The sequence below is a fragment of the Saccharicrinis aurantiacus genome (genome assembly GCF_947489045.1).
Classification (GTDB): domain Bacteria; phylum Bacteroidota; class Bacteroidia; order Bacteroidales; family Marinilabiliaceae; genus Saccharicrinis; species Saccharicrinis aurantiacus.
The window spans coordinates 16,264-39,579 of sequence record NZ_CANLCN010000005.1 but is presented as its reverse complement, the minus strand read 5'-3'; the positions used below and the strand labels follow the sequence as shown (position 1 = coordinate 39,579).

Here is a 23,316-nt window from a genome sequence, read left to right as displayed (position 1 = left end):
AGATTAGGAAACTAAACTTTTATAAGATATGGGAAGGTCTTCGTTATAAACCTCAGAATAACGTTCGGAGAATGATTTGAAAAGGAAACGGGCTTCATTTACCTGATGCATCTCTAACAGCGCTTTTACTTTGTATTTTAGCGCCTCCTCATTTAGGTCGTCAACAATTAATACTCTATCGGCTATTTTTATTACCAAATCAGGATTTTGATCTAAGGTAAATTCGGATAACAAGCGCACCAATACATCAATAATTTTATTAGAATAGGCACCTTTTACTTCATCAAACAAGGCATCTTTACTATCGAATAGAAACGCGCCACGGTGCACAATACTCAAAAAACGATTAAGTTTAAGGTGATCGCTGAATAAGTTAGATTTTCTATAATTTAAACTCTCGTAATAATCACAATACACATTTTCTGACAATTCTATTCGCCATCTTTCCTGATGATTTATGATGGTGATCTCATCGAGTTGATTTAGTAAACCACGCAACTTACTAATAGAAACCCCTCTATTGTTAATCGCTTTTTTTCGATCGAACCCGGTCCAAACTTCAGCAATAAAATCTTCAGAACTCACCCCGTGTGACTCATTTTTACTCTTCAGTAATAGATAAATAAAGATTTGTTTCAAGCGAGGCGTAAAACTATTGGTGATATCCAAACCATTTTTATTTATCACTCTAAACTCGCCAAATAATGAAATTGAATTATTCTCTTGAAGTTCTTCATCAATTAATAAAAAAGAAGGCTCTGTAGACTTCTTGTTTTCAGGAGTCTTTTTTACTCGTCGTGTAATAAAAATCAATAACAAAACAACTACTAAAATACTGCCAAAAACCACTCCATACTTTTTAAGAAAAAAGGTGAAACTACTTTCTGGCATTAACGATACGCCTTGATAAAGATTCCATATTTCATTTTCTCCAAGAGCTCTATTCCAAATAATAATATCATCTAAACTTCCCTCAAACAGTTGATCTTTACTAATAGAACGTCCGATAAACAAATTAGACTTACTTACAAAAGGAGGATGATTAAGAGAAGCCCCATCTAATTCGCCATTCACGTAAATGGCTTGTTCTTGATTGTATTTATTATAGCGCCATACAATATGGTACCATCGGTTAGCACACAAATTGGTTGTTCCTGAAACATCGTTTGAGAAAAAACCAAAATAGGGTTTATTATTTCTGATTTGAAGGTGAAGTCCTCCTCTATAATAATTTTCTTTAGTACCCATTACAGAGAAATCGCGTTGCTTTTCGTCTGTATTTCTGGCCAATTTAACCCATGCACTTATGGTAAAGTCAGAATTTGATATGCCAAGCGTACTTGCCTCGGGTAAGGTAACATAGGCGTTCCCATCAAACTGAAGTACATTATTTCTCTTGTTATCGACTTTTAGCTCTGCCCCGTTATTTATTACCTTATACTTATTATTACTTTCATCTGAAATGGATTCAGTAAATGGGAAATAAGCTGCTAAACCCTCTTGAATATCTACGGGAATTGCGATAAAGTTTTGTACAATATCTTTAGATATACTTTCTACCTCTATCTTTTCAGGAACAAATCTGAATCCCATTGCACTAGGTTCAAGAACAATTTCTTCATTTTTTACGGCCGGAAAACAAAAGTTGCCATTGGTAACGGCATTGAAATTGCCTTCCCAAAAAACTCTAGTCAAAGGTTCGCGGTTGTAGGAAATCGTTCCTGTTATATTTTTTTGGTTACCAAAACGATGCTTTAAGCCCTTTATATGGCCACGGCTTCTGCTAAAGACAATGAAATTAACTTTTTTGCCGGTGTTTTTCCAGATATTAATTCCGTGCGAAACAAAAAAGGGATCTCTATTGGTATCAAGGTAATTTAACGAAGAGGTGTATTGGGTATAGTTATCAATAAATAGTAGCTTATTTTTGATATCTCCCCTACAAAACTCGCCATTAATCTTAGGCTGAATATCTGACGAATAGCAAGGCTGAACCCCATAATCCCAAAAATTTTTGAGCATAGGATTTTCTGAAATTTGATTTAAACTAAAACAAACCAACTGATTATAACCTAACAATAGAGTTTCAATAGTAGGCCATTCTTTTGATGGAAGATCCTTCCATATATAACGATAACACTCTTGCTGCTGCAAGAAATCAATTAATATTTGAGTATTAAAACTGTAATCGAAAAATATGGTAAATACAGTTTTAGAGTTCTGCTTACAAATTTGATCGAGTTGTTTACAAACAATGGAAAGATCCTTTCCGCTTCCCCCTGAATTTTGAACTTCAATTGAAGTACTATCTTCATTTAAGGCAAGTTTAAAAATAAATCCATCAGCTCCACCCTCTACTAGACTTTCAATACTCTTAAATTTATTTTGAGATCCGAACGCATAATCACAAATTAAATTAATTTGCTCATCATATCGCTTATTAACCCCATACGATTGCGCATACGAAACACTTTGTACACAAATACAAAATAGTATAACAATAGGAATACAGTATGAACGATAGGGAGACATAGATTTTTCTCAAAATTTTCACTAAAAATATATATTCCTTTCAATTAAACCAATCCTGTTGGGATTTATAATATTAAACAGTACGCCTAATATGAAAAAAGGATGATCTCCATGGAGATCATCCTAAATATATTAACATTGTCTATTGTTAAATACTGCGGACAGCATACTATTATTAGTTAATAAATACTCTTACACTATGGCGAGCCGGATTCTTTGCTAAATCATAAACATCAAATTGCAAATTATAATAACCTGATTGAATTTCAATGGGAATCTGATCTCCAAAAAGCACTAGATTAGTTACTTCTTGGTAGGTTTCTGATAATGGAATTACCATTTCAATTGGTTCCCAAGGTAAATCTATTCCTGTTGCTGATTTCAGTGTATCAGGCATTGCTTCATCAAATAAAAGATTTACTCTACACTCTTTTAATGCTTCATTATCCTGAAAGATGGCATCTAATGTTAAGTGCCCTCCTCTTAAAAACATTTGATCCTCGGTAGGAGCCATTACTTCAATATAGGGGGCTTGGTTATCTTTATTATCATCTTTTCCACAACTAACTAAAACTGCTAATATTGTGAATACAAACAAAAAATTTAAATTCTTCATAATAATTATTTTAAAATAACAGGAAGTGTAAAAGCATTATTAACAGATGCTCTTTGCGTACCCATTTTAGTTGTTTCAGTAATCTCTTCGTCTCTTTTAATTAGGTGCGTTTCGGTACAAGCCTCAAAAATTAAATATCCACTACTTGTATTAGCAAAAGCACCCCACATTTCGATTTTTATATTACCATTCTCATCATACGTCCCTTTTACAGCCTCTTCAAGGTGAATATTTATATAATCACCATCCATAGACCAACTGTAAATATACAATGGCCCATCTTGCGAACTAAAAGCTATCTCAGCAGGACTAATCTCTAAAGTTTTGTCTTCGAAATTAACTACCGCTATAATAGTGCGACCATATCCCCAAAAATTATAAATAGCTATCTGGTTATATGTACCTTCTACTTGCGATATCTCCATAGTGCCATGTGCTGCCCAATAGTTATTATCGTCGCCATCTATTACACCATCTCTAATACTATAATCGATTTGATTAAACTTCCCAAAAAGATAGGTATCCTCAAATATAGGTGACTCTGTAGTTGTAATACTACCAACATCTCCAAAAGCAAAACCATTTAAAGTATAGGTGTATGCTTTATAATAATATTGTGTATTACCCACTAATAAATCAATTTGAGCAGACATTTGGTTGTCCTTATAATCTGCTAGCCTTGATATCAATAATGAATCGGGGAAATTCTTATCTGTACAAACCAGATACCCACTTTCTAATATTTCCTCGTCTCCATTAAATTTTATTTCTGTATCTAACCAGAAACTATCAAAAGAAACACTGTCACTAACAGTGGTTAATGTTGGCACGAGTTCCGGAGAAGGCACGCTGTATTTATCAGCATCAACCTCTTCATAGCATGATGTTAATGAGAACGTAAGCCCCAATAGCAACATACAGAATCCAATTGTTTGTTGTTTCATATACTCTAATTACTTTCGTTTGCCACATGTAACGTACCCATAAATTTTAATGATGCATTGATGCTCCATCTTTACATGAAATTTATAGTTTCGTTTCATTTTAATTAAACTTATCTGCTACTATTTATTCTGCTCACTTTCGTCGATGAATTCATTATCCTGAATTTCGCGTCGTGGAACTTGGAACACCCAATTTTCAGCACCTGCTTCAATCACTAATTGAGAAGCAGCCCGGTGATTAGAACCTTCGTATGATCGATCAATACCTTTATAGAGACGTTTAATATCGAAATAAGAAAATCCTTCGCCCCATAATTCGATACGACGTTGTAGATAGATGAAATCAATATTCACATCCACGTCTACTTCAATCATTTCACTACCTTGTTCTTCAAGGTTCCAAGAAGGATTTCTATTGTCCATTAATTCCTTAATAACTTCTTCAGCTTTATCCTCTTGACCTAAACGAGCATAAGCTTCAGCCTCTATTAAAATCATTTCTGCTTTTCGCATATAAGGATAATCTTGACTCCAATCTGTTTTTTTACCAAACTTTAAACTCGCATATCCTTTCTCAATATTTGGCGCAGTTTTAATATCTGAATCATATCGTTCTTGGTTCTCTGGAGTTAATCCATCGGGGCCATTAAAAAGCTCTTTTCTAACATCTCCATCTTCAATTGTATCATACAATTGTTTATCAATTAATCGAGCTGCAATAATACCAGCATAACCAGGTGAATTATTGGAAATATGTGCAAACCAAGATAGTAAGGATGATGATGTTTCAACCGTATGGCGATATCCCCACATCCACTCACTATTGGCATCCATAAACCCACTTAATAATTCTTCTTTTCTCATTAAACTATAAGAACTATGGGCTAAATTAGCATGATCTGCAGCCTTTTGCCATTCTTGTGTTAGCAAATAATATCTGGCTAATAAACCATGTACCACATCTTTATTAATTGCTCTTACATCCTGATCTCTATTGTAGTTTTCTAATAAACTTAAAGCCTTTAATAAATCCGACTCTGCCTGAACCAGTACTTGCCTAACCGTATTTCTACCCCTAAGTTGATCTTGTTCCTCAGGTGTTAAACCTTCTAGTTCGGATAATAATATTGGTACACCTGGTGCATCCCAGTTGATTTGATCCTTTGTTACCACCTCTTGATATAGCTGAATAAGATATAAGTAAGACATCCCTCTTAAAGCGTAAGTTTGACCTAAACAAGAATCGTAAAAATCGGGACTATACTCATTAATCTCAGGGGATAGTTTGTTGGCTAAATCAAGTAAGCGATTGCCATTGCCAATTACAGTGTAAAAGGTATTCCAAATAAAAGCAGTACGAATATATGGTGCCGCCCTGTATTGGTGCATGTAATCCCACTCAAAATACGTGGACCCATCCATCGCTATATCAACACCCATCATATCCGTAGCATGAAGTGCCGCAGTATAATTAAATGAATCGTGCCCTGAGCCATCTTGATAGCTTACCATAAAATAGTATAAACCATCAACCACTGCTTTTAATTTTTCTGGATGTGTACGAATGGTAGTTTCAAGGTCATCTGCACTAATTCCTTCTGTTAATGTTGTATCTAACATATCAGAACAAGAGGCCAATGGAATTAAGGTCAATAAAAGTATGTTTCTAAAAATATTCCTTATCATAATTCTATAAGTTAAGTTTAAGACCTAATGAAATGGTACGCATGGCCGAATAGTTAAATCCAACCGCACCATAAGTTGTTTGACGAGGATCGAGTCCCTTACGAGCTGATTTTAACCACAAATTATCTCCTGTGGCGTATATTTGGCAATTATCAATATTTAAACGTTTCATCAAATTTTGTGGCAGATTGTAAGCCAATGTAACATTACGTATACTGAAATAAGATGCAGATGTATAAAAACGATCTGAGATGGCATTCATATCCTGATAATTATAGGTTAAAATAGGCACATCGGAGTTAGGATTTAAAGGCGTCCAACGCTTTAACATATCTCTATGATAATTACCTCCAACTTGACTTCCCATTAAAGCGCTATAATTTGAGTCCATTAAAGTTCCTCCAAGCTGATAAGCCGCTTGAAATGAAAAGTCGAACTGCTTGTAACTTAAGCTAGACCCCAAACCACCCACTAAATCAGGTATGGAGTTTTTTCCAGTCTTTGTTAAAGTTGCTTCAGTCACATCTTCAACCGTTGAAGGTATTTTATTACCATAATGATCGAATTCATATTTGTAATACAAGGCTTTTCCTGTCTCTGAATCAACACCAGCATATTCGTAATCATTGAAATCGAACATCGTTCCTCCCATCGATCTCCAGAAACTGCCTTCGGCATAACCATTTGGGTCTTTTTGTGAAGGTAACTGTGTAATTTCGTTTTTATAATGTGTGGCATTAAAATTAAAACTCCACCTTAAATCCTGTTTATTAATCAATTGATAGTTCATATCAATTTCGAAACCCGTATTACGAGAAGCCATATCGTTACGCCATTGATATTGCGGAAGGCCTTGGGACATTGGCAAATAATACTTAAATAACTGATCATTTGTATCTTGAATAAATAAATCAAATGTTAAACTCAATTTATTAAATAGATAAGCATCAAGGCCAACTGTAAAGTTAGTACCGGTTTCCCAAGTTAAATCAGGATTACCACGTGAACTAAATACAACACCTGGTTCTCCGCTAGTATTGACGACGTTATATTGATCTTGATAAGCATACCACGAACCAATAGCATCCTTACCTTGTGTACCATAACTGGCTCTGAACTTTAAATTATTAATAAAGTCAATATTTTTAACAAAAGTTTCTTCGCTCATGCGCCACGATGCACCTACAGACCAAAAGTTACCCCATCTGTTATCAGGATGAAAAACGGAAGAACCATCACGTCGTAAACTTCCTGATAAATAATATTTATCGGCCCAATTGTAATTTAATTGACTAAAGTAGCCTTCTAAAGCGTACTCGCCATAACTAGAAGTCAAACTTTGATACAAAGTAGCGTTAGCAAACTCAGAATTATTCGGGTCAAAATAATTAGCCATCCCACCACTCATTTGATTACTTTCGTTGTGCTTAATCTCGTGCCCTAATAACACTTTAAAATTATTCGATCCAAAAGACTTTTCGTAATTCAATATCTGATTTAGATTAATACTCGAGTAACGCGATGATGTTTTATAACCCACACCTCCAATGTCAACAGCATCTCCACCTAATGGTGAGTTATATGTTGAATAATTACTAAAATACAAATCGTAGGCACCATTAACAGTAAACGTTAAGCCCTCACTTAAATAAAAATCGGCTGATCCTCTAAAGTTTATATTATCTGCCTTTTTTTCATTAACATTTGTAGTATTATCTGCCATTGGATTTGATAAAGGCGAATATGGTCGACCATGTTCAACACCATAATCGAAAATAGGTTGCCCATTTACATCTAATTTCTGCACACCCGTTTCTATATTATATTGATAAACTGGGTAGATTGGGGCGATAGTTTGAGTAAATCTGAATAAACTATTTCCACTTTCTGCACTATTTTGTAAGGTTCCGATATAAGCTATACTTCCTGATAACTTAAGCCATTTAGTAAACTTTTGATCTAGCTGAAAACGCGTACTCAAGCGTTCAAAATCAGAACCTTGAATAATACCCTCATCAGACAAATAACCAAAAGATGCATAATAGCTCGACTGCTTAGAACCTCCACTAAAACTTAAATTATACTCCTGACGCTGACCATTATGATAAGGCTCAGTAGACCATTCATTTCCCCATTTTGTAGATGTTGCATTTGGGTTAATCTTTCCGGTGTATGGATCAACTAACTCTTGATTTGGAACATCTTTGTATACATTATATTTTAAATTTTGGTCAATTAGCACCTTCGAAGCTTCTCTACCCGCACGTTCATAACCATAAGTACCTAATAACGAATTACGTCCTGACTCCCATGCCAATTCATAATATTCGGCGGGATCAGTTACAATATCGTAGTTAGGAACGCCTCGCATATTAACCCCAATTCGACTATCGAAGTTAATTTTAACGGAACCTTCTTTACCCCTTTTTGTAGTAATAATAATAATACCATTGGCTCCTCGTGCTCCATATAATGAAGTAGCAACAGCATCTTTTTGCACACTAAAACTTTCAATATCCTGTGCAGGTATTGAGTTTAACGAACCTTCATAAGGAACTCCATCCAAAACAATAAGAGGGGCACTTGACGTTGACATAGAACCTATACCTCGAACTACAATACTTGCTCCTTCACCTGGCTGACCTGAACTTTGAGTTACTTGTACACCTGCAATCGTACCTTCTAAGGATTTAGAAAGGTTTGCTGATTGCATTGTAGCTAGTTTTTCTCCTTTAATACTTGTTGCTGCACCTGTAAACGAACTCTTTTTAGTAGTACCATATGCCACTGCAATAACCTCATCAAGGCCTATACTCTCATTTTCAATAAAAACAGTATAGTGATCTCTTTTATCGAGCTTTATAATTTGTGTTTCCATTCCGATAAAACTAACCTGAATAGATTCAGTAGTTTGATCAACCACAAGATTAAACTTCCCATCAATATCTGTAACTGTACCTACTGTAGTTCCGGGAGCAATTACAGATACTCCTGGAATACCTAGATCGGCCTCCTTTTCAATTACTAAACCAGTTATTGTTCTGTTTTGTGCATTCACAACAGAAAATACTGATATAGTTAGTATCCAAAATAATACAAATGTTTTTTTCATATAACTATTATTTGATCTTAATCACTTACAAACATGACTTTTACATCACCTCATAATGAAAAATACATGCACCCATAAAGAGTGCATGTATAATAAGATCTATTGTTTAGTAAACTTTTTAGTTATTGAGTTATTCTCTCCTAACAACTCGAGCATATAAATTCCTGTTGGGATTTTTGATGCATCGATAATTGCAGTTTTACCAGTTTTATTAATCGCTCCATTATCAACCACTTCGCCGCTCACGGATAATATTCTATATTGCAGTTTTTGATTTGCGATAACGCTTGACGAAATGTTAATTACATCAACCACAGGGTTAGGATAAATACTAATATTATCCTCCTCTAAATCCTCAACCCCTACACGTGTACTAACGGTAACTGTTGCTTCAGTTTCAAATACAGCATTATTCGGATCTGTTGCTGTGATTGTTAATATTGAAGAACCTAATGTTTTAGGATTAATGATAAGTTCGTAGTTACTAGTGAATAAGTCAATTACTTCATTATTCTTAGTCACTGTGTAAACAACATCTTCTTCATCTGGATCAGCAATATACTCTCTTAAGTCAATTGTATAAGATAAATTTCTATCGTATCGATAATTGAAATCAAAATCTTTTACTTGTTCAGGTGCGCGATTTACATTATTCACCTTTAGTATAAAAGTATAAGTGTTACTTAATCCTTTTGAATCTTCACCCTCAATTACAACACGATGTATACCTGCACTAAAGTAATTAGGAGTAAACTGAAGATTCATATTAGCACCATCAAACTCGCCACTTACAAAATCATAATCTTCGGCAAGAGTTAAAGTATAATCTAAATTACCTAAATGCGATGCATATAAAACAAAGTTTAATGTATCGTTTTCATTCATCTCGATCACAAAGTTTTGATCTATACCGTAAGTAGGTCCATTGTTTTTTATTAACTCAGCAGGGACGCGAGTAACACGAGCTGCAGGATCATTTGAGTTGATGTAGATATTTGCTTTGCTATTCGTACTAAATACACGAGAAGCATACATTGTTAAATCAACCTCTTTAGTTTCGCCAGCTGGAATCGTACCTTCTGCAATTGATGATGTTAACCATTTTGGAGAAATTTGATCTTCTTCAATGGCTTTAATCATCCAACCTGCATTACGAACGCCTAATTCTGTAACCTCTCGGTATTCAATTCCTGTCGATCCAAAGAAATTACCGTCTTCATCTTCCGTTGTAATTTCTCCTAAGGCACATGGCGAAATCATTTCTTTGGAGTATATTACTCTAATAAAGAAAGTTTCTCCGCCATGAATAAGTACTGGCGTTTCAAAATCAACAATTTCTTTGGTAACCTGATTATTATACAAAGGCGTGCTGTAACTATAATTTACTCGCTGACTATATATTAAACCTGTTTTTAAGAAATCATCATCTCCAGCAAAAACCTGAACTGTATAATACCCCTCTAAAGTATTACGATAAGTATAATAATGCTCTAATTGACTGATACAAAATCCATCCTCAGGTGCTACTAAACGTGTTACAGTATGAACATCAACCTGGTCAGATCCCCAACCAAAAGTATGTATTACATCGTCTGAAAGTAATTGTGTTAATACTTTTGACGACTTAGCTGCTTTTAGAGATTTAGATTTTACTTTGTTTGCATCTTCAACAACAGCTTTGGCACTTAAGCCATCTGCCGAGTATGGTATAAAACTATCCGTAGCATATTCGTCAGCAGCAGTTGTAATATAATTATACTCATAACTAATATTTACACTAAAGTGAAGGTCGCTTTCCCCCTTCTCATTGCTTATGGTGAGCATCTCATTTCCTACAAACGAGTCATCTATAGCATAAGCAGTTATATCAGCTTTGTCAATACCAAATGATGGTGCCGGTACAACATTAGCTTTTACCACCATTTTATGTTTATACTCATCAGCAACCTGATCTTCTGTTAAATTCCACCAAGTCATAAAGTCCATGTCCTTTACAGCTTCGTATTCTACAAAAGTAAATTCGGTAAGCAGTTCCTTCAATTCCGTAGGTTTCATACGTATCCCTATTCTTGTTTGAAGAACACCTTCTGCAGGTACAGATACATATGATCCAGGATTAATAGCTCCAGATGTATCGAACCATCCCCAACTTTGAAACAATGCGTCCCTACCTGATAATACGTAAAGCTGCATTTTGTGATCATAAACTGAAGGCGTTATAATTTTACCAATTTTTAAATCTTTACGTCCTTTATTTTCTAAATCTAAATAGTAAACATATGATTCATCTTCTGGTGTATCGAGAGATACAAATTCTGTTTCATCCTCAGCTAACTCAGTAACAAATACATTACCCATATCAACTGTTTCTGGGATATCAACATCTATATCGCCATCAACATGTAAATTAAAATCTACATTATATAATCCGTCCTTTACAGTGTTGTTAATAATAGTAACCTTTTCGGTGTACTCTCCAGCATAGATATTAGTTCCGTCCACTACAAAATTATGGGTTGCACTTTCACCAGGCGCTAGTACTTCCTTGTTATATGGATAAAATTCGATGGCAGTATTACTATCAACAAACATTGAATTAAATGCAACAATCTCACCCTCGGTACCATCTTCATTTTCAATTCCAATGGCAGAGAAAGAAGGTACTAATGACAGTTCTCTATCATTTAAATCGTAATTGTACTGAAATTTAATAGATCCATCCTTACGTAAAAATACTTGCCACGACATTGGACCGGGTGACATTCCTAAACCATCGGTGAACGATTGGTGCTGAACAACTACCATATCATCAAATTCTTGATAATAGATACCTGCATTTTTATCGTTAAACAAGTCGTTATAATTAAAGCCAAACATCGGTGCTATAATGTTATTAGGCCCTTCCTCTGAAGGTACTCTAATACCACCACGGGCATATGCTTCGGTTTGCTCAGTAAATGATAATACACCACAATAACCAACATATAAAGTACTATACTCTTTACCATAATAAGTGAAATACCAAGGTAATTCTACCTCATTCCAGAAATTATCGTAGTTAGTAAGATCCATGGACTCAAGCTTGGTTCCCGTTTCCGAAATATCTAACCATTCGTAATGAATACTAGGATTCATTTTCTTTGTAAACGCTTGATATTGGAAATCTTTTAATTCGGAACCCGATTTAAGAGTAGTATGATCTTCATACACAACAGCAGTTCCTTTGATACCATATTCTAAATTACTATCGCCACTATTGGTTACCGTAATATTTGCAGCATCTTTATTACCCGACCAGAATGAGACATCGACACTAGAATTATCTAAACTTAACAACGGAGCTTTAACTACATTACTATTAAGGTCTATAAGAGTTTCGCCTGAATCTTCGATCGTTACCTTTAATCGCCCTCTAAAAGCACCAATAGTTTCTGTTTTTGCTTTTATAGTGAAAAACTCTATTGTTTTAGGTGTTATCTCAAAAGGAAATGTAAAGTCCGTAACTATCTCGAAAGCATCTGCGTTTGATCCGGTTAACTCCATGTTAGTGATTACACCAGGTGCACGACCATCATTTCTTATTTGTAATTCTTCAGTTACAAATGCGTGATGATATACATCGCCAAAATCAAATGCTTCGTTTACAATAGTAATATCTGTTTCTCCACCATCGGTAACGTTAAGCGTTGCCTTAAAATTAATAAATGGATTTGCTGGTTCGTTAGTTAATATTGGCAGATACTCAACATATGTTTGTTCATTTAAATCAACGGTTTCCATTGTATAATCTAACTGTACAGATTCTCCAGACATGATAATACCTGATGGATTTGTAATTGAATTATATAAACCTAAACCTGGATTTATGAACTTCACGTTATTTCCTTGCGCAATTTCAAGATCAGCACCTTCAAGAAAATAATTACCGATAATAGCATCTTCTTGCTCTAAATCATGTGCCCATAAAGACCAAAATGTTGTATTCGTAAATCCATCTAAATCGTGGTAACGAACTTCCATATGCCCTTCCTTATAAAGCACCATTTGGAAGGTAATTTGATGCTGAATGAACTTTCCTGTTTCCTCATCGAGACTACCCATTGGAAAATCCTGAAACTGTACCACAAAATAATCGCGGAAATCTTGATAAAAGATTTTACTTGGAATGTTAGGATCAAATGCAAAAGGCTCACCAATGGCAGAAAATGCACGTGATGGACTAGAGTCTTTAAGCGGTGCCATTGGATAACTATTGTAAGTACCATCTTCGGTAAATGCAATAACACCAAAAGGTGTGATATAAGCTTTACGCTCTACTTTTCCGAAGAATGGGAAACCAAAACTCAATTCAACTTCGTGTAACCAATGAACGGATGTTCTATTAAGAATATCAGGAACTTCAGAACCTGTTTCGGAAATATCCTCCCATGGTCCTGTTTGGTTTTTCTCGAAGAAATAACCAAAATCATTTACTTTTATACCATTATCTTCAAAATCAACTGGTTTATTAGCGAACTTAGGTACATAATAATGTAAAGGATAATCGCCATCATTTTGTAATGTAAAACTTCCGCTCAATTCATTTCCAATACTGACACTCTCAAATGTAACCTCTTCTGGTTCCATATTACAAACCGGAGGATTTACCGCATAACCAGTTACTTTTATAATATACTCTTCATCACCATTTGAGTTATAAAAACGTATATAATCATTAAATGGGCCTTCGGTTTTAGGGCTATATCCTAATTCGAAAAATGACGACGTTAAAGCGGAAACTGTATTAGGAGATCTATATGTACTTGTACTACCGCTAATTAGTATTTCTTTACTTGCTAATCCAGTTTCATTTCTATTTAAATAAAAGTTAGCAAGTCCATCGTTGGTAATAAAAGCCTGAACATGCTTCTCTGTGCCAATTACTACCCTACCAAAGTCTACTAAATTAGTACCTGAAATAACTGGCTCATGTCCTTCAACATTTGCTTGCATACGATAACTAAGTAAATCGTTATCGTGATCGTTAGTATATGTATTAACATCGAAATGATAAGTACCATTTATAATTTTAGATACATCGAGATCGTAAGTAACTATTTCTTCTTGCCCAGCATAAATACGGCCTTCAGAATTCGACATGGTAACAAAATGATTCCCTTGAGAATAATAGCTTATGGCCTCAACCATAAAGGCATAACCCTCCATGTAAACATCGGCTAAAGATTGCCACGATGCACCATAATTGCTACTGTAAAAACAGTTAGATTTACCATATCCTGTTTCGCTTTCGAAAGCAATCCCTAAAGGATATTTATAACCTGTTGGCGGATGTAAAACAATCCAAAAATAAGCCCCTGGCTCAAAATGAATATTTGCTCTAAGCTCGTGTATATGAGTCTGATTTAAAGTATTCTTATTTAGCAATTGACGATGACGTAAGCCTGCTGTTGTGATATCCGAACCTTCAAAAACTTCGAGCATTATTGTTTCACCAGGTTCCAATTCAACATTTAACCTAGCAGCAATATGCGTCATGTTAAAACCTTCAGAACCAACACCATCAATTTCCGGAGCAACTCTATAACGAGTGGCTGATGAACTTGGATTGTCAGCATGCGCCTCTCCAATGAAATAAAATGAAGATGCATTTAAATAACCCTTATACAAGGCAGTATCAGGATGTTGATTATATTCTGTTAATGTTTGATATGGTGATGCAGCATATGATTGTACAATAGATGCAGAAGATACTTGAGCCTGTGTTGGTGATGGAATTGGCTCGAACCACATTTTCTTATCTGTATAATCAATATTGGTTTTCCAGTTTAATATACCTTCCCCTTCATTACCTAAAGTAAACTCACCGCTTACATTTGGACTAGTTTTTACATCAATGTTGTGAATAACATATTCATATGGTTCTGTTCCGTTTGATATATCTGTATAATTAACCTCTAAACTAGCAACTGGTCCTGCAGTTGTTGTTTCACTAACTAAATTTGATAAAAGTGACTTATTACCCCACTTATCAAAAGCAACTACACCAACATGATATTTAGTTAAAGGTTTTAAGTTAATAATATCACAATTCATTACTTCGCCAGCATTAACACCAGCAGCTCCATCAATTTTTTGGTATGGTAATGAGCTTAAGTCTTTTTCAGCAAACTCTGATTCTGAGTAATATAGATAATAATATTCAGCTTCTCTATTATAACCTGTTACAGGAACAGTAAAAGCAAGTTCAAATAAATCTTGACTAAAAGCCTTAATCTCTAGGTTAGTTATTGTAGTTGGTCTTACTGCTGTTTTTTCATCTAAGGCATATAAAGCATTAATAAGCCCCTTACCTAGTTTGCCATAATATTTATGATCGGTAGGATTTTCACCATAAACGTTATCAACTGATCCTTCTAGAATAGAAAACAATTCGGTATTGGTTAAATTTTTGTCTTTTAAATGAGATACAACTAAAGCAGCCACACCAGTAACATGAGGAGTAGCCATACTTGTTCCTTCTAACCAACCGTAACCATCATTTTGAACGGTACTAAAAATACCATGATGTAATGGAATATCTGTTTCATCCTCAGTTAGTTCTTCATCAAAATCTAAATCACCACCGGGAGCACTTATATTAACCCAACTACCATAATTAGAATAGCTAGCCTTAGTGTTATTTTCGTGTATAGATGCAACAGTAAAAACCTCAGGCAAATACCCTGGATATAATTCATCATCTTGATTGGCATTTCCTGCCGCAAAAATTACAATACCCCCTTGTAAAGGACTTCCTGCATAATTCCCTGCCTCTTCTATAAAATATTTGATTCCTGCCTCTACAGATTCCTCGAATGTACCAGGCGTGGGATACCCCCAACTGTTTTGTGAGATTACAGCACCGTTATCAGCTGCATAAACAAATGAATTTCCTATTCCGCCTTGACTAGAACCATCGAAAATTTGACAACTCATTATACGCACACCATCACCGTTTCCTGTACCACCAGCGATACCTGAACAGCCATATGCATTATTATTTACTGCCGCGATTGTACCTGAAACGTGCGTTCCATGAATATCTGGAGCAATAGCACCTTTACCAGAAGCAAAGTTATAACCATATTTATCGCCTACATATCCATTATTATCATTATCAGCCGCATCGTCTCCATCAATTTCTGCTTGATTAGTCCACATATTAGCTGCAAGATCTGGGTGATCGTATTGAACACCTTGATCGTGCACTGATACAATAACAGAATTATCTCCAGCACATTTTTCCCATGCCTCAAACAAATTAATATGCGCTAAATTAAATCGATCTAGAGCTCCCGTAGGGGCATAATGATATTGTTGATATAAAAACTCATCATTAAAGTAAAATTCCTTATCAAGTAAGTCGCTATCCGAGATAGATTTTAGATTTCCCTCATATGGGATAAACTTAGTGGCATGAACCGCTTTTTCGCGTATTCCTTCTGATTTTTCTATTAACGGTAAATTAGAAAAGGAAGAAACAACAGTATTCAATTCATCTCCTGAAGAATAGTTTATTTCATACCACAAGTGTAAATCATGTTTTCTGTGTCGCTCTTCAAATTTTGCGCTATACGGAAAAACGCGTTTTAGATTGGTAGCTCTAATGTGCAGAAGTGCATCGTCTAATTCAACTACCCCAATTTGTGTTTGACTGTTTGATGCTGATTTTAACATCATACTTTCTACTTCGGGCTTAACCTTTACCCGAAATACCCCTTGTTGATAACCATCTTTAAATATCTGTTGTGCATTTACAGCAAAACTAGATACAAATAGCAATAGTACCAACAAGAAATAATTCTGTTTCCTGTCCATTTTTAATGATTTTGGTTTAATAATTGCATTCAAAATTATAGGAGCAGTCAAATACCTTATTATCACAAACAACGACTAATTGATCAAAATTCAACTAATAAAAAAATTCTTTAGAGAATGAATCTTTTATTACTTGAATTATGAACCAATTTACAAACGCCTTACTCAGATAATGAGGACTACTTACCCACATTTAACAATTCACAAATGAGCCTATATAATTTTTGAGAGACTAAGTTTATACCCTAATATAAACTCAAATTGGATGCAATAAAACCTCAACAGGGAACACTTCTTACCAGATATCACCTCTCATTACAACAACCTAAATGCTCACTTACAGAACCATAACACCTCACAAACACTACTAAACTTGCTTTAAAAGGAATATGTTACTTGAGGAAGATCTACTCCTTATTTTCGATGATATTAGGTATTTTTAGACATTGATTACAACTAACTAAATACACGAATCTATAATTAGCCATGTGCACACAAAAATTATCATTTTACTTTTTAGCAAGTATATTAATTTTTTATTCTCAATGGGTAGATGCAAGCAATAGTAGAAGGGAAGATAGTCTGGTATACAAACTCAACAACATTACTGAAAAAGAGAAAAGTTTTACGCTTTTATCTGAACTTATAGAGCATACAAGAACTTACGACCCTAAAAAGGCCATTATTTTTGCAACTCAAGGTGAAATATTGGCAAAAAACAAAAAAGACAACAACTGGCTTGCCAAATTTCAACTTGAACATGGCAACTTATACTATGTATTATCGACTTACGATAAGGCGATTGCAAAATACTTTGAGGCTAGTGATAATTTTAAAAAATCAAAAAACAACACAAATTTAATTCAGTGCTACAATAACATTGCAATGATTTATGATAGGATTGGTGAGTTTAACAATGCCATAGATAACTACCAACATGCAATATACCAATTCCATGTCCTTTCTGATAAAGACAAAAAGAAACTGAATCATTTTAAACCAAAACTTTATAATAATATTGCAAGCGCCTACAATAAATCTAATGAATCAATAAAAGCAAAAGAATACTATAACAAGGCTTTAGAAGAAGCTTATGTGATTAAAGACAATAGTATTATTGGCTCAATTTATAATAACTTAGGTATAATAGAACTTAACGAAAATAACTTCATTAAAGCTAAAGACTATTTTATGGCAGCAATAGAAGTTAGGGGTAAGGATACTATATCTGAAAGTCTATCCGCCACCTACAACTATTTGGCAAATTACTATATATTGATTAATCATTTCGACAGTGCTGAATGGGCAACCCATAAATCCTTATCAATTTCTGAACCTCAGAAATTACAGGAGTTACAAAAAGCATCACATTATTCATTGTTTAATATTTACAATGCAAAGCACATGTACAAAGAAGCTCTTGCAGAACACATCACATATAAACAATTAAGTGACAGCATTATTAACACACAAAAATTAGCACGCATATCTCAACTGAAAGTTGCACATGAATTAGAACAAATTGAAGAATCAAACAAGGTAGATAAAACCCGAATTAGATATAGATATACTATATTAATTATATTACTTACTGCATTATTACTAATTAGTATACTTATAGTACGATTAACCAAAGCAAAACAGAAAATATTAAATGAAAAGTACAATAAACTAGAGCAAGATGTAGAAAGTAAGAACAGAGAACTAACTACCAATGTAATGCTGCTTATTCAAAAAAATCAAGTTATATCAGATGTTCTTAAAGATTTAAAAGCGTTAAAAGGTGATACTCGAAAAAATAACAAAGTAACTATAGAAAGTATTGTTCTAAATTTACAATCACATAGTAATAAAGAAATCTGGACTGAGTTTGAATTACGATTTATGCAAGTTCATAGTAACTTTTACAAAAACTTACTTAATGCACACCCAGACATAACACCCACTGAAAAACGCTTATGTGCATTACTTAAACTAAACATGACATCAAAGGAAATTGCCTCTATTACAAACCAATCATTACGAAGTGTTGAAGTTGCACGCAGCCGCTTACGTAAACGCCTTGGAATTACTCGCCAAGATGAAAGCTTAGTTAAATATGTTGAGTCTTTTTAAATACAATTGAAAGGGGTGCCAAATATTCAGCACCCCAGTGAGATAGGATATCAATTATTACTTTTTATTGATTTTTATTAAAGCCGTCTCATTATTACTATCAGTTACTTTTAATACATATAAGCCATTTGATAAATTTGAAATATCAAAACCAGTTAAAGCAGGACCATTAACCACTTTTACTAAGCTGCCGCTTACATTGTAAACTTCTACTTTTTCTACTTCAGTAGAGATATTTACTAACCCAGTTGTAGGATTAGGGTAAACTGAAATAGAAGGTATTTTAGTTTCATGTATATTAGTTGCAAGTGGTTCTAGATAGAACACATTATCATTTCCTACATTTTCATTAACTGCTAATACTGATGTGTATGGCTTATAACCATCAGCAGTAACTGTTACATTATAACTGCCATACGGAACACCCCAAAATATAGTTGACGGAGTAGCAAATCCACCGTCCTCTACAGTTACACTGTGGGTATTGGAAGAATTATCAACCTCCTCTAAAAGAATAACAGCTCCAAAAACATTACTATCCCAACCAATGGAACTATCCCAAACTTTAACCATAAAATCAGCACTTTGAGCAAAAACACTTCCAACAGATAGCATAGCTACCATCATAATCATTGTAAAATTTTTCATGTAATAAAATTTAAATTAATAATTAGGGGAATAGTATATGAACAGAAAAAAGCATCATTAGCTACTAAAGCTTTTCCCTTTTCATAAACCATTACCATTAAGTATATTGTAATTCTAGAATTCTGATTTGAGTAAAAACACAGTGAGCTGCATATTATACTTGATAAACGCGCAATACATAAGCAATAACCGATTAGAATATGATTGAAGAAATATCAGCAGCTATGTTTTACTTTATACTTCACAAAGTAGCTTGATATAAGGTAGTAATTCAAATTAGTTACCTTAATAAAAACTCAAAAGTCTGTTAATATAACCTCACATTTTAAACACGGCACAACTTACAAACTATACACATACGAGAAATCACCCTTACAATTCAATACTTTACAGAACAAAAAACTTACAATTTTACAATCGGGCAGATTTGGTTAGGCCATGCAAATAGAAATAGAATAAACAAATTTTGAGAAACCCATTTTTATTAAAACGTTTTAATAATATTTGATGAATTTCAGATATTGAAGCCAGAGAATTCACGTAAGATACCATACAAAGGATATTCTGCATTGGATAATATTCATATTAACTACACATCAAACTCAGATCAAACTCACGTAAACGTGAGTTTGATCTGAGTTTGATGTGAATTTTATTAGGATTAAATATGACTTTAAGCCCTGTTTATTATCAGTATAATAACTTTCAGAATTGTATCACTCCCCAGCAAACTGAAAATTGGAACCAATAATATATTATCATCCATCTTTATAATGAAACAGATGTAGACAATAATACAAACAAAAAAGCCCCAAGTTCAATACTTGAGGCTATATAATCTATTAGTTATTTAGTACTACTTCTTGATATAAACCTCAAGCAACTTAGCACCTTTTTTTGAATGAATAGAAATATCTCCCAGGCTTGCTGGTATCAAAACAGTTTCACCTTTTACAAGCGCTTCAGTTTTGTCTTCATCGTAAATGATGGTTGCTTCACCATCAACACACATATAAACCGCAAAAGAATTTAATAAATAAACATCCCTTTCGTAACTATCTTTTACATCAATTATATTAGTAATAAAATAAGGACACTCTGCTAGGTTAACGGCTTCGTCAACTTTTAATTCATATGCAACCTTGTCATTACTACTTTTATAATCGTTTGCTTCTAGAGCTAAATCCGTATGTAACTCTCTTAAATTACCCTCACTATCTTTTCTGTCGTAATCATAAATACGATAGGTTACATCGCTAGTTTGCTGTATTTCTGCCAGTAAAACACCTGCGCCAATTGCATGAATATTACCTGCAGGTATAAAAAAAACATCGCCAGAATTTACCGAATGTGATTTTAATAAGCTGAGTAATTGACCGGATTTAAGAGCTTCTAGGTACTCTTCTTTATTCGATTCTTTATTAAAACCTGAAATTAATTGACTATTTGCATCTGCATCAAGCACATACCACATTTCTGTTTTACCGTATGCATTATGCCTTTCGGCAGACAATTCGTCGTTAGGATGCACCTGAATAGATAAATCTTGTGTGGCGTCAATAAATTTAAATAATAATGGAAACTCAGTTCCAAACTTATTATACACCTCATCGCCTACAACATCGCCCATATAAATTTCAATAAGTTCATCAAGGCTATTCCCTTTTAAAAAGCCATTTGAAACTACCGAAACATCACCTTCAACACCAGATAATTCCCATGATTCTCCTAAACTCTCACCTTTTCCATTTTTAGATAAAACTGACATTAATTTATTACCACCCCATATTTTATCTTTTAATATAGGGGTAAATTTAAGGGGATATAATTGCGTGCTCATATAATAATTGTGTTTTAGTTTACCGGGTAACAAATGTAATTACATTGTAATTGAATCTAAATTAATTAATAAAGTTATCTTTGCAAAAAATTATCCAAATGGAAATTAAGTCAGCAGAATTTCATAAATCAAGTGCAAAAGCCAATCAATGTCCTGAGCCTAAAAAGCCCGAATACGCATTTATAGGCCGCTCTAATGTTGGTAAATCATCATTAATAAACATGCTATGCGATAAAAAAGCTTTAGCAAAAACCTCATCTACACCTGGTAAAACACAGTTGGTTAACCACTTTGACATTAACGAAGAATGGTTTTTGGTTGATTTACCCGGTTATGGTTACGCAAAAGTTAGTAAGACGGAGCGTAAAGCTTTTCAAGGACTGATAGATGGATATTTAAGACACAGAGCAAATTTAATGTGCCTTTTTGTTTTAATAGATATTCGCCATAAGCCTCAGAAGGTTGATTTAGATTTTATGGAGAAGATTGGCAATTGGGGTATTCCGTTTGTTATTGTATTTACCAAAGCTGATAAATTGCGCGACGAGCAAATTCAGGAATCAGTGCACGATTACCAAGCTGCATTGCTCGAAACTTGGGAAGAAACACCTCCTTATTTTATTTCATCTGCCACAAAAAGCTTAGGAAAAGATGAAATATTAACCTTTATTGAAGAGGTTAACCAGAGTTGGGAAAAATAATTTCTCAGATCTACTGCTTAATTAATAATAAAAAGTTAACATTCCGCTCCTAGCCCAATAAGCTAAATGCTAGCAGATTAATAATACAAAAAAGATATAATGATTATAAATAAGACCTAGTTTTATTAACAAATCATGAAATTTATATCTTTGCGATATATTTCTGAATAATAACTGATAAACAATTAAGTACAATGCCACCAAAAGCTCCCATTAAGATTTTTACGGGTACTTCATCAAAATACCTAAGTGAAAAAATTAGCCATTATTCCGGAAGGGATTTAGGGAACATCAAAAAATTAGATTTTAGCGACGGAGAATTTGCTGTTGCTTTTCAAGAAACGATTCGTGGTTCACACGTATTCTTGATTCAATCTACATTTCCACCAGCGGATAATTTGTTGGAATTGTTAATGATGATTGACGCTGCCAAAAGAGCTTCGGCTTACAAGGTAGTTGCAGTTATTCCTTACTTTGGATTAGCTCGTCAGGATAGAAAAGATCAACCGCGCGTATCTATTGGTGCTAAATTAGCTGCCGATATGCTTACTGCCGCAGGGATTGACCGACTAATCACAATGGACTTACATGCCGATCAAATTCAAGGTTTCTTTAACCTTCCGGTTGATCACTTATATGCAAGTTCAATCTTTTTACCACACATCAAAAGCTTAAACTTAGATAACTTAGTTATAGCTTCTCCTGATGCAGGTGGTTCTAAAAGAGCTAATACTTATGCAAAATTCTTAGATGTGCCAATGGTTATTTGTCACAAATCAAGAGCTAAAGCAAATGTTGTCAGCGAAATGCGCGTTATTGGAGACGTAAAAGGGAAAAATGTAATTATTGTAGATGACATGATTGACACTGCAGGTACTTTATCAAAGGCTGCTGATGTTATGAAAAGTGAAGGTGCATTAAGCGTAAGAGCTATGGCTACTCACCCAGTTTTATCTGGAGCTGCATATGATAACATTAATAACTCTGCCTTGGAAGAAGTATTTGTTACTGACTCTATTCCATTAACTCAGAATATTGATAAAATTAAGGTTTTATCGGTAGCTGAGCTTATTGCCGATACAATTGAAAAGGTGTATTACTACAAATCAATTAGTAATCAGTTTTTAATATAAAATATAAGGGAGCTTTAAAAGCTCCCTTTTTTTATATCCAATAATTGTATTGAACTAGGTAGATTACAAACTTTTATCTATCTTTGCGCCGCCTTAAGGCAAAAACGTGTGATGGGAAATAAACAAACTCAT

The 23,316-nt window shown here is 34.2% G+C and carries 11 protein-coding genes; 3 read left to right on the top strand and 8 right to left on the bottom strand.

Annotation, left to right across the window (positions count from 1 at the left end; translation table 11 throughout):
- Window positions 1–3: 3 nt before the first annotated feature.
- The 6 genes from QMO11_RS07400 to QMO11_RS07375 form a co-directional block, all read right to left on the bottom strand.
- Window positions 4–2,532, bottom strand: coding sequence for a LamG domain-containing protein (locus QMO11_RS07400; RefSeq protein ID WP_282036708.1), 2,529 nt, complete (start codon window positions 2,530–2,532; stop codon window positions 4–6).
- A gap of 175 nt (window positions 2,533–2,707) precedes the next feature.
- Window positions 2,708–3,148 (bottom strand): DUF4625 domain-containing protein, encoded by a 441-nt coding sequence (locus QMO11_RS07395; RefSeq protein WP_282036707.1) that lies wholly within the window; start codon window positions 3,146–3,148, stop codon window positions 2,708–2,710.
- A 5-nt stretch (window positions 3,149–3,153) separates the two neighbouring features.
- The gene (locus QMO11_RS07390; protein WP_282036706.1) at window positions 3,154–4,092 is read right to left on the bottom strand and encodes a hypothetical protein; all 939 of its coding nucleotides are present in this window, start codon (window positions 4,090–4,092) and stop codon (window positions 3,154–3,156) included.
- 120 nt (window positions 4,093–4,212) lie between these two features.
- On the bottom strand, window positions 4,213–5,778 hold the full coding sequence (locus tag QMO11_RS07385; protein ID WP_282036705.1) for a RagB/SusD family nutrient uptake outer membrane protein: 1,566 nt from the start codon (window positions 5,776–5,778) through the stop codon (window positions 4,213–4,215).
- Between the two features lie 4 nt (window positions 5,779–5,782).
- Window positions 5,783–8,890, bottom strand: a complete 3,108-nt coding sequence (locus QMO11_RS07380; RefSeq protein ID WP_282036704.1) for a SusC/RagA family TonB-linked outer membrane protein — start codon at window positions 8,888–8,890, stop codon at window positions 5,783–5,785.
- A gap of 99 nt (window positions 8,891–8,989) precedes the next feature.
- Window positions 8,990–16,747 carry a S8 family peptidase gene (locus QMO11_RS07375; RefSeq protein ID WP_282036703.1) on the bottom strand — a complete coding sequence of 2,586 codons (7,758 nt, stop codon included), beginning with the start codon at window positions 16,745–16,747 and terminating at the stop codon, window positions 8,990–8,992.
- 486 nt (window positions 16,748–17,233) lie between these two features.
- Between QMO11_RS07375 and QMO11_RS07370 the strand changes: the two genes are divergently transcribed.
- A complete protein-coding gene (locus QMO11_RS07370; protein WP_282036702.1) occupies window positions 17,234–18,862 on the top strand; it encodes a tetratricopeptide repeat protein in 1,629 nt (542 codons plus the stop codon).
- Window positions 18,863–18,919: 57 nt separating this feature from the next.
- Here QMO11_RS07370 and QMO11_RS07365 read toward each other — a convergent pair whose 3' ends face one another.
- Both QMO11_RS07365 and QMO11_RS07360 read right to left on the bottom strand, forming a co-directional pair.
- Window positions 18,920–19,510 (bottom strand): T9SS type A sorting domain-containing protein, encoded by a 591-nt coding sequence (locus tag QMO11_RS07365; protein WP_282036701.1) that lies wholly within the window; start codon window positions 19,508–19,510, stop codon window positions 18,920–18,922.
- 856 nt (window positions 19,511–20,366) lie between these two features.
- Window positions 20,367–21,350, bottom strand: coding sequence for a type I phosphomannose isomerase catalytic subunit (locus QMO11_RS07360; RefSeq protein ID WP_282036700.1), 984 nt, complete (start codon window positions 21,348–21,350; stop codon window positions 20,367–20,369).
- Between the two features lie 98 nt (window positions 21,351–21,448).
- Between QMO11_RS07360 and yihA the strand changes: the two genes are divergently transcribed.
- Entirely contained in the window at window positions 21,449–22,051 is a 603-nt protein-coding gene (gene yihA, locus QMO11_RS07355; RefSeq protein ID WP_075603497.1) for a ribosome biogenesis GTP-binding protein YihA/YsxC, read from the top strand.
- Between the two features lie 194 nt (window positions 22,052–22,245).
- Entirely contained in the window at window positions 22,246–23,184 is a 939-nt protein-coding gene (locus QMO11_RS07350; RefSeq protein WP_075603498.1) for a ribose-phosphate pyrophosphokinase, read from the top strand.
- The last annotated feature ends 132 nt before the right edge of the window (window positions 23,185–23,316 follow it).